Genomic DNA, 13903 nt, shown 5'->3' on the forward strand with positions numbered 1-13903 from the left:
CGTGCCGAGGCGCTCCATGGAACTGCGGCCGGCGGCAACTGCATGACCTTTTTTCTCACCAAGATCCTCGGCGCGGTGCTGATGCCGCTGCCGCTGATTCTGCTCGGCCTGGTGCTGGGGCTGGGTCTGGCGGCGCTCACGCGGTGGCGTCGCTGCGGACTCGCCATCACGGCCGCCGGGACGCTCGCTCTCGCGCTGCTCTCCTGGTGGCCGGTGGCAGACCGTGTGATCGGGCCGCTGGAGTCGGCATATCCGGCCCTGGCGCCGGAAGAGCTGCCGGAGGCGGTGCCCGCGGTGATCGTGCTCGGCGCGGGCTCGGTCTGGGCACCGGAGCTGCCGGTGACGAGCCGGCTCTCCGCGACGGCGGTACGGCGGCTGACGGAGGGGGTAAGGCTCTGGCGCGAGCGCCCGGAGGCCCGCTTCGTCGTCTCCGGCTGGGGCGCGGAGCGGCCGGAGGCCGAGCTCGCCGCGGGGTTGCTGCAGGCGTTGGGCTTGCCGGCGGAGACGATCCATGCGCTTCCTCGCCCCCGCAACACGGAGGCGGAAGCCATGGCCTACGCGGCCCTGGAACTGCCCGGGCGCCCGGTGCTGGTCACCTCCGCCGCCCACATGCCACGGGCGGTGGCGGCTTTCCGGGCCCAGGGGATCGAGCCCATCCCGGCGCCGACGGATCACCGCGCCGTGCGACGGGGCTTCCACTTCCCGCGCGACTTCACGCCCCAGGCCCGGGACCTGGAAACCAGCGAGCGGGCGTGGCACGAGTACCTGGGGCGGTCGTGGGCATGGGTGCGGGGCCTGTGGGGGCAGAGCCCGACGCCCCCGTAACTTCAGGACCGGGAGTCTTTGAGCAGTAGGCCGCGTGTCCGTCCCGCTTCCCGCCATCTGTCGGAGATCGCCGCGGCTCGCGCCTCCCACGGCGGGCGGCGGTGGCTCCGGGGCCCACTGTGGGAGGCGCGAGCAGCGGCGACCTGCCCGCAACCTACTCCCAGAGCGCCCCCACCCGGAACACCGCCGCCTCGAAGGGTGCGGCACAAACCTCGTCCGCTTCCTGATACGCGGCCACGAGCTCCAAGGCGTCATCGCGCCGGTCGTACGCCTCCAGCGTCCGCTCCCGCGGATCAACAATCCACGCATACCGCACCCCGTAGCGCGCATACACGGGCATCTTCACCTCTCGGTCCCGGCTCGCCGTCGCCGGAGAGAGGATCTCGCAGACCCAGTCCGGCACTACCTCGAAGCGCTGATCCTCCGGCAACTCCGGCATGCGCTCCCGGCGCCAGCCGGCGAGGTCGGGGACCAGCACCTCGGCATTGCGCACGAAGTGGACCTCCGGCTCGATCAGGATCCACCAGCCCCCGGGGCCACCACGGCCCTTGCCGTAGGCGGGCAGCAACTCCGCGCCGAGATTGGAGCCGGCCAGGATGTGCCGCCCCGCCGGCCGCGGCTGTGTATGCAGCTGCCCGTCGATGATCTCCCCTGTCACCCCCTCAGGCAGCGCTGCGATGGCGGCGTAGAGATCCCGCATGGCGGTGGCTCCGGACATGGCCTCCTCCCTGATGGCCGGGTCGGTCCTGGTCCCATACTAGCGTAGCCAGGGGCGCCGGCCAGGAGCCCTGGTTCCCGACACCTGCAGAGGATTCGGCGCGAGGGCGCGCCTCCTACAGGCAGTATCGCCCGCGGCGTCAGATCACACCTGTAGGAGCGGCGCCCTCGCCGCGAATTCGTTCTTCGGGTGGAAGCGGTCTACGACCACTAGACGGCGCGAAACGCCGTGACCCCAAAAGGGACGCATACCGCGCTCCGAGCGGTTTCGCGCTCGGAGAGCGCTCCCGCAGGCGCTCAACCGGTACGGCTACCCATCCGTCCCCGTCCGCCGCCCGGCCACCGCGCGCAGGCGCGGCGCCGCGGCCGGGCGCATGGCCCTCGCCGGCATCTGCTCGGCGAGCCAGCGGCGCTGGAACATGGCGGCGGCGTAGACCGCGGTCACCATCACGATCACCGTGCGGCTGGCGGGCTCGTGGATCTGGAGGGAGAGCACCAGCATGGCATGGATCGCCGCCCCGGCCCCCAGGGCCGCCAGCACCCAGGCGATGGGCCAGAGCTGCTCCCGGGCGACGGCCAGCAGCTCGCGCAGCAACAGCACGAACAACACCGCGAACAGCAGCAGCCCCGGCAGCCCGAAAGCGAGCGCCGTGGCGCCGTAGACGGATTGCAGGTTCCCATAGTCCCCGGCGCGCCGGGCCTGCTCGGGCAGACCGCCATGCCCCCACCCCGTCAGCGGCCGCTCCGCGACCCGGGTGACCGTCGCCCGCCAGAGGTCGAGGCGCTGGGCGGTGGGCGCGTGCGTACGCTCGGCGAGCGCGGCCTCGCCCCCCAGGTACAGCGCCACCGCCTGCAGCGGCTGGGCGAAGGCGTCCCGGGACGGCCCGGGATTGCCGATCACCGCCGTCCACATGCCCACGGCCAGCGCCAGCAGGAAGGCGGCCCCACCCACGAAGCCCATCCACTGCCGGCGGCTCACGCCGAACACGATGGCCGCGAGCGCGATCACCACCGCCCCGGCCAGCGCGCCGAGCCAGCCCGTGGTGTACTGCGTGCCCACCAGCACGATGACCACCGGCACCGTCATGGCGCCGAAGCCCACCAGCACCACCAGCGGCCGCCAGCCGCGCCCGAGCCGCCGCAGTCCGGCGATGATCCCGCCGAGGAGCGTGACGATCACCGCCGCGGTCACGAACCCCGTCACCGAGGGCATCCCCCAGTCCCACGGGTTGCCGAAACGCCCCGACTCCAGCGCCCGCCAGTCCGCCTGCAGGGCGAAGGCGACGCTGCCACCGGCGATGAGCGTGAGGAAGCACCAGAGCCAGTGGGAGCGCGCCCCGGCCAGCCACCATCCCACCACCAGCGAGAGCGGGCCGCTCACCCAGAGGAAGTCCCAGGCGGACGGCACGCCCTGCCCCGGCCCCAGCAGGCCGCGGAGGACGATGAGGGCCGCGAGGGCCAGGGCCACCCAGGCGGCGGGGAGCCGGCGCAGATCGCGCCAGAGCGGCGGCAGGGCAGAGAGCGTCGCCAGCAACACCAGCGCGAACCCCATACGCACGCCCGTGAGGCCCAGGGGCAGCGAGAACAGCAGCAGGTAGACCCCGCCGAGGGCTACCCGCCGCCGCCAGCCGACCACGGGGGGCACCAGCCAGCGGCTGACGCTCCCGGGCGCGAACGAGCGCGGCCGCCCCCCTGGCGCCTGGGAGGCCCAGCCGTGGAGGCGGCGCAGCGCGCGCATGGTCCGCCAGGCCCGGCGGATGAAGACGTAATGGGCCACGCCGACGGCCACGAGCCCCAGCGCCAGCAGCACGTCCGGCACGCCCGCCAGGGAGCCCAACACCCCCACCGCCCCGAACGCCGCCGCGACCAGGGTCAACGCGTAGCTCGTCTGCGCGACCGAGTAGCCGGCGCGCTGGAAGACGTGGTGCAGATGCTCGCGATCCGCGGCGAAGGGGCTTCGCCCCTTGACCAAGCGCCGGACCATGAGACTCAGCGTATCCACCACCGGCAGCGCCACGATCCAGGCAATGCCGGCCGGCGAGACGCGGGCGCCGGGCAGCTGCGAGGCCTCCACCGCGAACCAGGCGATGGCGAAGCCAAGCGCCATGCTCCCGGCGTCCCCCAGGAAAACGCCCGCCTTGCGCCGCCAGGGGTTGCGCATGTTGTGGACGAGGAAGGCCGCCACCGCCGCGGCGAGCGTCAGCGCGAGCCCCGGCATCGCCTCCGCGCCGGCGAGCACGCCGGCGATGCCGAGCCACACCAGCATGACGAACGCCACACCGCCGGCGACGCCGTCGGCCCCGTCCAGCATGTTGAGCGCATTGACGAAGCCGACCACCGCCAGGAACGTCAGCGGGATGGCCCAGCCGCCCAGGTCCATCGGCGCGCTGCTGCCGGGCATGATGCCGATCGCGGCCAGCTGCATCCCACCCCAGCCCACCATGAGCACCGCGGCCACGAACTGCGCCAGCAGCTTGCTGCCGCTGCGCAGCTCGCAGGCGTCGTCGACCACGCCGCAGACCGTGAGCAGCAGCAGGCCCACGTAGAGCGCCGCATAGGGCCGAAGGGCCACCGGCAGCAGCAGGCTCGCGACGCCGAAGCCGAGCAGCAGCCCCACGCCGCCGATCACGGGCACCGTGCCATGGTGCTGCTTGCGCCCGCCCGGCCGGTCGACAAGCCCCAGCGCCTTGGCAGGCCGCCGCAGCGCGAGGATCGCGAGCCCGGAGAGCAGGAAGGCGGTAAGCGGCGCGAGCAGAGGAAGATTCACGGACGGTCCGTCATCCCGGCAGAAACATCAACCGCGGCAGCCCCACAGGCCACCACCCCGGCCACGTCCCTGGCCATCCGACGCCGCCTCCCGCAGCGCCTGAAGCGTTCTACTCGTAGGTCGTGCACGGCAAAGCCGTGTGCGACATCCCACCTGTGGAGCGGCCCCGACCAGGACTCCTCCCCGTGGGAGCGGTCTCCGACCGCGGGAAGACTACCACCCAGGCCGTGAGGAAAATGAGCAGCAGATACAGCCCGACCGACCGGCGGCGGATGTACCAGCCCTCGAGCTCCGTCTTGCACGGGAGGATCACCTCCCGTTAGAAGGCTGCGCGATTCGAAAGCGAGCGTTGTCGGGAGTTGCACGTAAACAACGAACCGCCTCACGCCACATGGACGAGGCGGTGATCACTCTGACGCGCCGCGAACTCCAAGGCGGCAGTAATGTCTTCCGGCTCCAGAAACGGGTAGTCAGCCAGGATCTCTTCCCGACCGGCACCCGCCGCCAAAAGCTCCAGCAAGCCCGTGACTCGAATCCTCAATTCACGAACGCAGGCGCGAACACCGCACTGGTCGCGATTGACGGTAATCCTGTGGAACTCACTAATCAGTTCATCTCCACCGCTTCCAGATGGAGCTCAATCGCTTCCTGGATATTCCTCAGGGCTTCCTCCCGCGTGTTTCCCTCGCTGATGCATCCCGGCAAGCAGGGCACGTAGGCCATAAAGCCGCCCTCTTCGCTTTTATCCAGAACCACACGAAGCTTCATATACCCGTCCCTGCATAGCTTGCACGGGCAACACGCGGATCGGGGACCGCGCCCGCGGGCTGCTGCACCCGTGGGAGGCGCGAGCCGCGGCGACCGCCCCGAAATCTACTCCCAGAGGTCCCCCACCCGGAACACCGCCGCCTCAAAGAGCGCGGCACAAACCTCGTCCCCTTCCTGATACGCGGCCATGACGTCCCAGGCGTCATCACGCCGCTCGTACGCCTCCAGCGTCCGCTCCCGCGAATTAACGATCCACGCATACCGCACCCCGTAGCGCGCATACACGGGCATCTTCACCTCGCGGCCCTTGCTCGCCGTCGCCGGGGAGAGGATCTCGCAGATCCAAGTCGGCTGACCTGCCCCCGGAATTAGGACCGCTTGGCAGTTAGCTCAGTCCCTTTCAGTCCACGATCTCCAGCGGCTCAGTGCCGGTGGAGGGTACTTGCCGCCACGCGGCGGCGAACTCTGCTGGAGCTTGGTAGCCCAGCGCCGAGTGGGGTCGTTGCTGGTTGTAGTCCTGGCGCCAGGCCGCCACCGCTGCGCGGGCGTGAGCGAGGCTCGTGAACCAGTGCTCGTTCAGGCACTCATCCCGAAAGCGACCGTTGAAGCTTTCGATGAAGGCATTCTGGGTCGGCTTCCCGGGCTGGATGAGCTTGAGCTGTACACCGCACCCGTACGCCCACTGATCGAGGGCCTTGCCGGTGAACTCCGGGCCCTGATCGGTACGGATCACCTTGGGTAAACCGCGGAAGGTTGCCGCTCGCTCCAGCGCTCGGCTGACGTAGGCTCCGCAGATGCTGCGATCGACCACGATGTCGACGGCCTCCTTGGTGAAGTCATCGACGATGGTGAGCATCTTCAGACGCCGTCCGTCCGAGAGCGCATCCATGACGAAGTCCATGGACCAGACTTCATTCGGTGCGCCAGGTAGCTGCAGTGGCTCGCGCTCAAGCGCCACGCCTTTGCGCCGCCGGCGCCTGCGCACCGCCAGACCCTCGGCCTGATACAGCCGGTAGACGCGCTTGGTGTTGACCGCCGTGCCCTCGCGGCGCAGCAAGGCGTGTATCCGACGATAGCCGAAGCGCCGCCGCTCCTGCGCCAGCTCCGTGATACGCGCCCTGAGCGTTTGCTCCTCAGGGCAAACCGCGCACTCATAACGCAGCACCGAACGCGAGATCCCCACAAGCCGGCAGGCCCGCCGCTCGGAGATGACGGTGCGCTCACGCATCACCGCCACCGCCTCGCGCTTGGCCTGTGGGGTCAGTATTTTCCCGACAACGCGGCCTTCAGCGCCTCATTGTCGAGCATCGACTCCGCGAGCAGCTTCTTCAGCCGCGCGTTCTCCGACTCGAGCGACTTCAGCCGCTTGGCCTCCGAGACCTCCATGCCGCCGTACTTCGAGCGCCAGTTGTAGAAGGTCGCGTCGCTGAAGCCGTACTTGCGGCAGAGCTCCTTGACCGGCACGCCCGCCTGCGCCTCGCGCAGCACCGCGATGATCTGCTCCTCGCTGAATCGCTTGCTCTTCACAGCCGTCTCCTTGCGGTTAGACGGACTGTACTAACTTCCTGGTGGTCCGGATATCGGGGAGCAGGTCACGACCGCGAAACGGCGCGGAGCGCCGAACCGACAAGCTCGGACAACGACACCAGCCCCGAAACCAGCCTCCAGCGAAAACCGCACCTCCCTTCGCACGGTTTCGCGGTCGGAGACCGCTCCTACAGCAGAGGGGGCAGTCCGGCCCCAGAGCTCACAAATCCCCCCGCCCCAACACCTCCACCTGGTGCCGCTCCCGCAGCGCCACGATCCGCTCCGCAGAGAACAGTCCGATGGTGTCGTAGACGAGCCGCCCCTCGCCCGCGAGCAGCAAATCCATCGTCTCCGGCCGCCGGTAGAGGCTATGCCCCGCGCTGATCACCACCACGTCCGCCGGCTCCCCCAGCGCGCTCTGCAGGGGGCAGCCGGAATACAGTCAGTTGCCTTCTTCCGCAACTCCGTGCTGCAAGAGCCAACGATAGGTGTCCGCGAGCCCTTCCTCCAGCGGTATAGAGGCTTGCCAGCCCAGAGCATTCAGCCGAGTAACGTCCAACAGCTTCCGCGGCGCACCATCGGGCTTCGAGGTATCAAAGGAGATCCGTCCCTCGAATCCGACCGTCCTGGCAATTACCGCTGCCAGCTCGCTGATACTGCAATCGGTGCCTGTTCCGACGTTGATGTGCGTGAGCATCGGTTGTGTGTGCTCCTCGTACACTGCCTTCGGAAGTTCCATGACATGCACGCACGCCGCCGCCATATCATCCACGTGAAGGAATTCCCTCCGGGGGCCGCCGGTTCCCCATACCGATACCTCTGCTTCACCTCGTACCTTGGCCTCGTGAAACCGCCGCAGCAGAGCGGGAATGACATGCGAATTCTGCGGATGAAAGTTGTCATTTGGCCCGTACAGGTTCGTGGGCATCAGGCTGCGGTAATCCGTACCGTACTGACGGTTGTACGACTCACAAAGCTTGATGCCGGCGATCTTGGCAATCGCGTAGGGCTCGTTGGTCGGCTCCAACGGGCCCGTGAGAAGCGCCTCCTCACGCATCGGCTGCTCGGCGAGCTTGGGATAGATGCAGGAGGAGCCGAGGAAAAGCAGGCGAGGGACACCGGCGGCGTAAGCCGCGTGGATCACGTTCGCCTCGATCATGAGGTTTTGATGGATGAAGTCCGCGGGAAACGTGTTATTGGCGTGTATGCCTCCGACCTTTGCGGCCGCCAGGTAGACCTCATCGGGCCGTGTTTCGGTCATGAATTCCCGTACCTCGGCCTGGCTGGTCAGATCGAGGTCCGCTCGAGTGCGTAGCAGCAACTGTACACCATCCCGCTCCTCGAGTTGGCGTACGATGGCCGAGCCAACCATTCCTCGGTGGCCGGCAACGAATACTGTCTTCTGATGCATGTGTCGGTTACCGATGCGCCTGTTCTGTCGAGCGACGCGCGCTACTCAACGCTGAATGAAACGTCATACCCATGCCGCTTGAGCAACGCATGGCGTCGCGCCTGGTGAAGGTCATGCTCGACCATCTCCCGGACCAGCTCCGCAAGGCTAGTGGTAGGCTCCCAGCCAAGACGCTCCCGCGCCCGGCTCGGATCCCCGAGCAGAGTCTCCACCTCAGCAGGGCGAAAGTACTTCGGGTCCACCGCTACAATGGTCTGCCCCTCGCGCAGCGCGGGGGCGCGGTCTCCAGCAACCGACACCACAACACCCTTCTCTTCGATCCCCTGCCCCTGCCAGCGCAACTCGACGCCCAACTCCCGCGCCGCCGTCTCTACAAACTCCCGGACGGAATATTGCACGCCGGTCGCGATGACAAAGTCCTCCGCCTCCTCCTGCTGCAGCATCAACCACTGCATCTCGACGTAGTCCCTGGCGTGCCCCCAGTCCCTTCTCGCGTCCATGTTGCCCAGATACAAACAGCCCTCCAGCCCCTGTGCGATGTTAGCGAGCGCGCGGGTGATCTTTCGGGTGACGAAGGTCTCGCCCCGGCGTGGCGATTCGTGGTTGAATAGGATGCCGTTGCACGCGTACATGCCATAGGCTTCCCGAAAGTTGACGGTGATCCAGTAAGCGTAGAGCTTAGCTACTGCATAGGGTGACCGCGGATAGAATGGCGTAGTCTCCCGTTGCGGTATTTCCTGGACCTCGCCGTACAGCTCCGACGTCGAGGCTTGGTAGAACCGGCAGGTCTTTTCCATTCCCAAGAACCGGATGGCCTCGAGCAGACGGAGGGTGCCGATCGCGTCGACGTCCGCCGTGTACTCCGGCGACTCGAAAGACACCGCCACATGGCTCATTGCTCCGAGGTTGTATACCTCCTCCGGCCGCACCTCCGCCAGAATGCGGGTCAGATTGGAGGCGTCGGTCAAGTCGCCGTAGTGCAGCAGGAAACGCGGGTCGGCCTCATGCGGATCCTGATAAATGTGATCGATGCGCTCGGTATTGAACAAAGAGGCGCGGCGCTTAATCCCGTGGACCTCGTAGCCCTTCCGGAGCAGGAACTCGGCGAGATAGGAGCCATCCTGGCCAGTCACACCAGTTATCAACGCCTTTCTTCTAGCCATGCCGCCCTCTGAAGAACTGTGATGCCTTGCTGAGATTTTTGTACATCAGAGTAACGGCCCCCCCGACGCCGTAATGTCGTATCGCGCGGTAATCTTCCGCCATCTTGCGCAGGACACCTGCCACGGAGCCATTGCTGGCGCCACCGAGGCGCATGCGCACCAACACATGCGGCACATAGCGGGTATCTATACCCGCGAGGAAATACCGGAGCATGGATTCGTAGTCGCCCGCTATTCGGTAACTGACATCAAAGCCGCCGAGCTTCTCGTAAAGCCGCCGTTTCATGAAGAAGGTAGGGTGCGCAGGCATCCAGCCCCGACGCAACAGCCGAGGGCTGTAGGGGCGGCCCTTCCAATACCGAATGACCCTAGCCTCCGGACCATGCGCCACATACTCCAAATCACCGTACACCGCGTCGCAGTCGGTCGCCACGAACTCGGCCATCACCCGCTCAAGTACATGCTCGTCCGCGTAGCGGTCGTCCGAGTGCAGGAATCCCACCACATCGCCGGTCGCAAGTGCGAGCCCCTTGTTCAGGGCATCGTAAATTCCTCGATCCGGCTCGCTTACCACGATCTCCGGGACCCTTTTTGCGCTGCCCACGCGTCTGACTGTTCCGTCCGTCGAACCACCATCGATTACTACGTGCTCGACGTTCTGCATCGTCTGCTCTGCCAAGCTGTCCAGAGCACCATCGATGCGCTGGGCGCTGTTGTAGGTCGCCGTTATGACCGAGATCTTCATTCTCTCATAGCCAACTGCTGACAAAGCCCCGGCCACTGCCGCCCTCCTAGTCATCGAGCGCGAACTCCCGCAGCGCCGTCGCGTCCACGGCGCCTCCCCCGACCGTCACACTAGATGTCGCCTCTGCCAATACCACCTTCACCTACTGCCATATCCACGGCTTATCGCCGAGGCTGCGGAACTCGGGGGCGCTGCGGTTCTTGGCGCCGCGTGGAGGCCTCCGAACTCCCACTGCGCCGCCCATGGGCTGGTACAACCACCCGCCAATCATGGAAAGCATCGCCCGCTGCCCCCCTAGAGCTCAAGCAGCTTTACCACCGGCTAGCCGAGCCGGCGGCCGAAGCCAGGTTACTCACACCAAACCGTCTCCGGAATACTCGGTACGGTTCAAATAAAAGTGTGTGATAGCTCATGGCGCGGCGTACACGTCGATCCCCAGAACATGCCTAATTGCATGCTCCGGCTCCATGCCTTGAGATCGCATACACCACTTCACTTCAAGCAATTTCATATCCACAAGATACCTGTACCAAAACCCCTGAAAAAAGTGGAACGCTGCCCCTTTCTGGCCGTCCAAGAACCCAAAGCGAAGCACATATCGATAGGCAAAATAGAGAAACGCCCTGGCGCCCACCGGCAACCTTAGGTACACGCGCTCTTTCATCCATCTCTTTGTCCTAGCCGGATCCCGAAATTGGATCCCGCTGGCCATATCCTCCCGCAGAAACCCGTGCTCCCGCCCCAAAATATCCACAACCTCGCGACTCGCGTAAGCATTATGCTTTTCGATCCACCACGTCAACGATTTCCTGTTGTCGTCCAGCAATTCCCCCCGGAACTCCACAACGTCTCCTTCTACTACGATATGCTCGTCCATCCATCGCTTTTCGCACCACCCATGCCCCCACCGAAATAACCTCGTCACCCGAATCGGGAACACCCCACCATACCTAATCGGCCGGCCTAGAAACGCCATACGACGCCTCACCCTCACCCCGCACACTGCCCTACTCAGCGACCCCAGGTGAATCCCGACCTCCCGCGCCAATTCGGCCGACACCACCTCGTCCGCATCCAGGCGCAGCACCCATGTCCCTGGATCCGCAATTCTCCTTAACGCCCAATTGAATTGCGACGCATAATTGACCCAGCTCTTCTCCCAAACCTCCGCACCGAGCGCTTTGGCTATTGCGACTGTCTCGTCGTTCGACCCAGAGTCAACCACGCACACCCGGTCTGCGATTGCTTTGACGCTCTTAATACACCTGGATATATGCAGTTCCTCATCTTTCGTCAGGATTAAGACTGTCAGCCGGCTACTCCCGCTCCGGCCAATACCAATGTTTTCGCTACTCACGTACACCCCCAGCCTGCGAACGTGAGGACCACTTCTGAAGCCCTCTAGAACCCACCGAAGTCAACAAGAGGAGAAGCCCGAATGACAATGATTTAAATGTCGGCTGCACCAATATACAAGGCGTTAGCGCGACGAGACACGCACCTTCCGCCGAACCTTTGAACTTATCGCGGAAGCGCAAATTCTGCATTGCGATAAGCCACATTACGCCTCGGAGTATGTAAAACTGCCAAACAATTAACACCGCGATGACAAAGCCAATCGTGCCGGCTTTCAGCGCCATATACGCCGGAAAGTTATGCACGAATCGCACGGGCTCTGCGTACGCCGGACTGAGATACACACTCCCCCACCCCCCACCAAAAACCGAATTCCAGGCACTACCGCTCACGACGTTGAAAACCGCCGACAACTCCAGCCCCTTTGTGTTAAGACCGACCGCCTCAAATTTTTCAAGCACCAAGCCGGCTATCGAACCGCCGAACGTCCACATCACCAGCCACAGAGCCAGCGAAATCATTGCCACCAATCGCCAGTTCATCGGCGCCCACATCATTACCGCCAATCGAAACAGTACCACCAACGCGAGTAGCATTAGAGGCGCCCGCACCACCATTGCTGCCAATGGCAGTATACTCACCAGTGCTAAAAACCCGAACCATCCGGCAACAACCCATCGCCTCCGCTCCAACGCCCGAATCGCCTCGAGCGCGCCAAACGCCGCGCTGAAGGTGACGGCTGGCTCCATCGGAAGGTAACGCATATCGCCGAACTGGATTCCCCGCCCTATCTCTAAAACCCTAACGTTCTCCAGCCATAGGAACCGGACCGTGAAAGCGACACCGACGAAGACCAAGCTGTACGCAATCACCGCCTGCCAGTCCACGTCAACGTCTCGCACCAGTGGCCCCAAAAGCACAAAGAGAAACATGTATAGCAGTGGAATAAGGTCCCGTGCCACATCAGTCATGTTATTACCAGCCACAATGGTACCGCCGAATGTGGGCACCAGTAGCAAGTACCACAACGCAATGCTATAGCACGTCAGTGAAACTCGGCCCCCACTGACCAACCCTTCTACCGTCGCGGCGACACCGCGCAATCCCACCAACAGTACCAAACAGACTCCGACTACCGCCTCAAACGGCCCCACTGCCTCAGGTGTTGGCTCGCTAAACAGCCCGTAAACACCGATCATAACGGCGAAAACGAGCAGCCAGTAATAGTCGAGTTTCAGGGCTCTCACGCTAATACCGCGCACTCACCAGAGTCGCCTTTTCAAGAGCCAATACCCCGTCGGCCACATCCGGCGCCACAGCCAAGCTAACGTTTGACCCCCGAACAAGGCGGCCGCGACTAGATAGCTCTCGCCATTTTTCCTTCGCACGGCGAACTGGTCGCGCCGCCCCCTGAGCGGGTAGCGCTGCGAAACGCCGTCTGGCTCAAAACCACAAATAGGCAACGGCAAGTATTGGGTGCGCTCACTCGCCGCCAGTGACCGAAGGACGAAATCATAATCGGCAGCAATGGGAAAGGCGAGGTCGTACTTAATATTGCCGTCCAAAATCAAGCCTCGCCTAAAAATAATTGCTTGGTGATGCGTAATCATTCCGGTGCGCATGGCCCAAAGAGGCTTCGCCCGCTTATAGCGCCAACCGTCTTTCTCGCTGCCCTCCCAGCTATCGCCATAAAGTATATCCGGCGTATTGGCCTTTAGCTGCCCACATACAACTCGAACTGTGTCGCCTGAAGGAATAGTATCGCCAGAGTTGAGAAACCAAAGATACTTACCGCGGGCCTTCATCAGCCCCTTATTCATCGCATCATATAAGCCCCTGTCTTTGCCCTTTAAAAGCGTTCCATTCCAATTCAGCGCGCCAAGGACTGCGTCAATCGCATAGGATGATCCTCCATCAACTACAATATGCTCAACCGCGCCCTCACCGGACCACGCTTGCAAACTACGGACAGTTTTGCAAATCCCGGACTCGTCGTTGAGAGTTACAGTTATTATGGAAACAAGGGGGCTTTCCGTCCCTTCACGCATAGCCCCAGGCCTCCCGGAACCCCCCAAGCTCTTGATCTACTTCTTGCAAGGTGTATTCGCACAACTCCTCTTCGGCCATACCAATTCTGCCCTTACGAAACGTGGACGACTTCCCGAACAATTTCGGCGCAATTTCGCTGGGAGTGAACCGCACGCCGGTCACCCGAGAAAGTTGATCAAACGCCGCTGCTTGGCAATCGTCACTTCCTCCGCCTTTTGGCCCAACTAGATCCTCGAACCGCACCACGGTCGTGTTTGGCATGTCAATCCATGCCTGTACGCGCCTTAACATTGTGCTAAATGGAGGAACATCAAGGCCGCAGATTCGACCTCCCCTTAGCGTTGTACGTATCCGGTTTTCCAAAGACTGCACTTTATACGCGTCGTGCAGGTAATGCCGGGGCTCGCCTGCAACGTAGTGGACGTAAGACAGCAGCACATCCTTCGGGTCTCGGATCATCTGAAGAACCGTGTAGTTGTGTCTGGAAAGCAACGCCAAGAGTCCAGCGCTCGCGTTAGCATGTCCGGTAACGTAGCCTCCGTCACATATGGCCCCGAGCTTTCGGTCAAGCCATG

15 protein-coding genes are annotated in these 13903 nt (G+C 64.0%); 1 reads left to right on the forward strand and 14 read right to left on the reverse strand.

Features of this window, described 5'->3' with window-relative positions; all coding sequences use genetic code 11:
* Positions 1 to 42: 42 nt before the first annotated feature.
* Positions 43 to 825 carry an ElyC/SanA/YdcF family protein gene (locus tag LMH63_RS16160; protein WP_158280370.1) on the forward strand — a complete coding sequence of 261 codons (783 nt, stop codon included), beginning with the start codon at positions 43 to 45 and terminating at the stop codon, positions 823 to 825.
* Between the two features lie 154 nt (positions 826 to 979).
* Here LMH63_RS16160 and LMH63_RS16165 read toward each other — a convergent pair whose 3' ends face one another.
* From LMH63_RS16165 to LMH63_RS16230, 14 genes are all read right to left on the reverse strand, one after another.
* The gene (locus LMH63_RS16165; RefSeq protein WP_109678689.1) at positions 980 to 1543 is read right to left on the reverse strand and encodes a Uma2 family endonuclease; all 564 of its coding nucleotides are present in this window, start codon (positions 1541 to 1543) and stop codon (positions 980 to 982) included.
* Between the two features lie 309 nt (positions 1544 to 1852).
* Positions 1853 to 4309: an O-antigen ligase family protein gene (locus tag LMH63_RS16170; protein WP_109678690.1), complete on the reverse strand. Its 2457-nt coding sequence runs from the start codon at positions 4307 to 4309 to the stop codon at positions 1853 to 1855.
* Between the two features lie 382 nt (positions 4310 to 4691).
* Positions 4692 to 4850 (reverse strand): DUF433 domain-containing protein, encoded by a 159-nt coding sequence (locus tag LMH63_RS16175; protein WP_229332628.1) that lies wholly within the window; start codon positions 4848 to 4850, stop codon positions 4692 to 4694.
* Positions 4851 to 4915: 65 nt separating this feature from the next.
* Positions 4916 to 5077: a type II toxin-antitoxin system HicB family antitoxin gene (locus tag LMH63_RS16180; RefSeq protein WP_109678693.1), complete on the reverse strand. Its 162-nt coding sequence runs from the start codon at positions 5075 to 5077 to the stop codon at positions 4916 to 4918.
* A 105-nt stretch (positions 5078 to 5182) separates the two neighbouring features.
* On the reverse strand, positions 5183 to 5374 hold the full coding sequence (locus LMH63_RS16185; RefSeq protein WP_229332629.1) for a Uma2 family endonuclease: 192 nt from the start codon (positions 5372 to 5374) through the stop codon (positions 5183 to 5185).
* A gap of 103 nt (positions 5375 to 5477) precedes the next feature.
* Positions 5478 to 6604, reverse strand: a protein-coding gene (locus LMH63_RS16190; RefSeq protein ID WP_229332630.1) for an IS3 family transposase whose coding sequence is annotated in 2 segments (ribosomal slippage) — positions 5478 to 6349 and positions 6349 to 6604 — 1128 coding nt in all. Because the reading frame shifts where the segments join, the coding sequence is not laid out codon by codon here.
* A gap of 220 nt (positions 6605 to 6824) precedes the next feature.
* On the reverse strand, positions 6825 to 6998 hold the full coding sequence (locus LMH63_RS16195; RefSeq protein WP_158280371.1) for a hypothetical protein: 174 nt from the start codon (positions 6996 to 6998) through the stop codon (positions 6825 to 6827).
* A gap of 48 nt (positions 6999 to 7046) precedes the next feature.
* Complete coding sequence (gene fcl / locus LMH63_RS16200) at positions 7047 to 8015, reverse strand: GDP-L-fucose synthase (RefSeq protein WP_109678695.1); 969 nt, start codon at positions 8013 to 8015, stop codon at positions 7047 to 7049.
* 41 nt (positions 8016 to 8056) lie between these two features.
* Positions 8057 to 9178 (reverse strand): GDP-mannose 4,6-dehydratase, encoded by a 1122-nt coding sequence (gene gmd, locus LMH63_RS16205; RefSeq protein ID WP_109678696.1) that lies wholly within the window; start codon positions 9176 to 9178, stop codon positions 8057 to 8059.
* Positions 9171 to 9923, reverse strand: a complete 753-nt coding sequence (locus tag LMH63_RS16210) for a glycosyltransferase family 2 protein (protein WP_109678697.1) — start codon at positions 9921 to 9923, stop codon at positions 9171 to 9173. The genes gmd and LMH63_RS16210 overlap by 8 nt, the downstream gene beginning before the upstream one ends.
* Positions 9924 to 10332: 409 nt before the next feature.
* Positions 10333 to 11280: a glycosyltransferase family 2 protein gene (locus LMH63_RS16215; RefSeq protein ID WP_199225659.1), complete on the reverse strand. Its 948-nt coding sequence runs from the start codon at positions 11278 to 11280 to the stop codon at positions 10333 to 10335.
* Positions 11273 to 12526, reverse strand: coding sequence for a hypothetical protein (locus tag LMH63_RS16220; RefSeq protein WP_146205212.1), 1254 nt, complete (start codon positions 12524 to 12526; stop codon positions 11273 to 11275). The genes LMH63_RS16215 and LMH63_RS16220 overlap by 8 nt, the downstream gene beginning before the upstream one ends.
* A gap of 15 nt (positions 12527 to 12541) precedes the next feature.
* The gene (locus LMH63_RS16225; protein WP_109678699.1) at positions 12542 to 13327 is read right to left on the reverse strand and encodes a glycosyltransferase family 2 protein; all 786 of its coding nucleotides are present in this window, start codon (positions 13325 to 13327) and stop codon (positions 12542 to 12544) included.
* The gene (locus tag LMH63_RS16230; RefSeq protein ID WP_146205213.1) at positions 13320 to 13787 is read right to left on the reverse strand and encodes a hypothetical protein; all 468 of its coding nucleotides are present in this window, start codon (positions 13785 to 13787) and stop codon (positions 13320 to 13322) included. The genes LMH63_RS16225 and LMH63_RS16230 overlap by 8 nt, the downstream gene beginning before the upstream one ends.
* Between the last annotated feature and the right edge of the window lie 116 nt (positions 13788 to 13903).

The organism is Spiribacter halobius (genome assembly GCF_020883455.1).
Classification (GTDB): Bacteria; Pseudomonadota; Gammaproteobacteria; order Nitrococcales; family Nitrococcaceae; genus Sediminicurvatus; species Sediminicurvatus halobius.

What these genes read in the sequence shown, in the direction of transcription:
- LMH63_RS16225 (WP_109678699.1), bottom strand. Translation starts at nt 13,327, where the DNA reads ATGCGTGAAGGGACGGAAAGCCCCCTTGTTTCCATAATAACTGTAACT.
- fcl (WP_109678695.1), bottom strand. Translation starts at nt 8,015, where the DNA reads ATGCATCAGAAGACAGTATTCGTTGCCGGCCACCGAGGAATGGTTGGC.
- LMH63_RS16160 (WP_158280370.1), top strand. Translation starts at nt 43, where the DNA reads ATGACCTTTTTTCTCACCAAGATCCTCGGCGCGGTGCTGATGCCGCTG.
- LMH63_RS16210 (WP_109678697.1), bottom strand. Translation starts at nt 9,923, where the DNA reads ATGAAGATCTCGGTCATAACGGCGACCTACAACAGCGCCCAGCGCATC.
- LMH63_RS16165 (WP_109678689.1), bottom strand. Translation starts at nt 1,543, where the DNA reads ATGTCCGGAGCCACCGCCATGCGGGATCTCTACGCCGCCATCGCAGCG.
- LMH63_RS16230 (WP_146205213.1), bottom strand. Translation starts at nt 13,787, where the DNA reads ATGATCCGAGACCCGAAGGATGTGCTGCTGTCTTACGTCCACTACGTT.
- gmd (WP_109678696.1), bottom strand. Translation starts at nt 9,178, where the DNA reads ATGGCTAGAAGAAAGGCGTTGATAACTGGTGTGACTGGCCAGGATGGC.
- LMH63_RS16180 (WP_109678693.1), bottom strand. Translation starts at nt 5,077, where the DNA reads ATGAAGCTTCGTGTGGTTCTGGATAAAAGCGAAGAGGGCGGCTTTATG.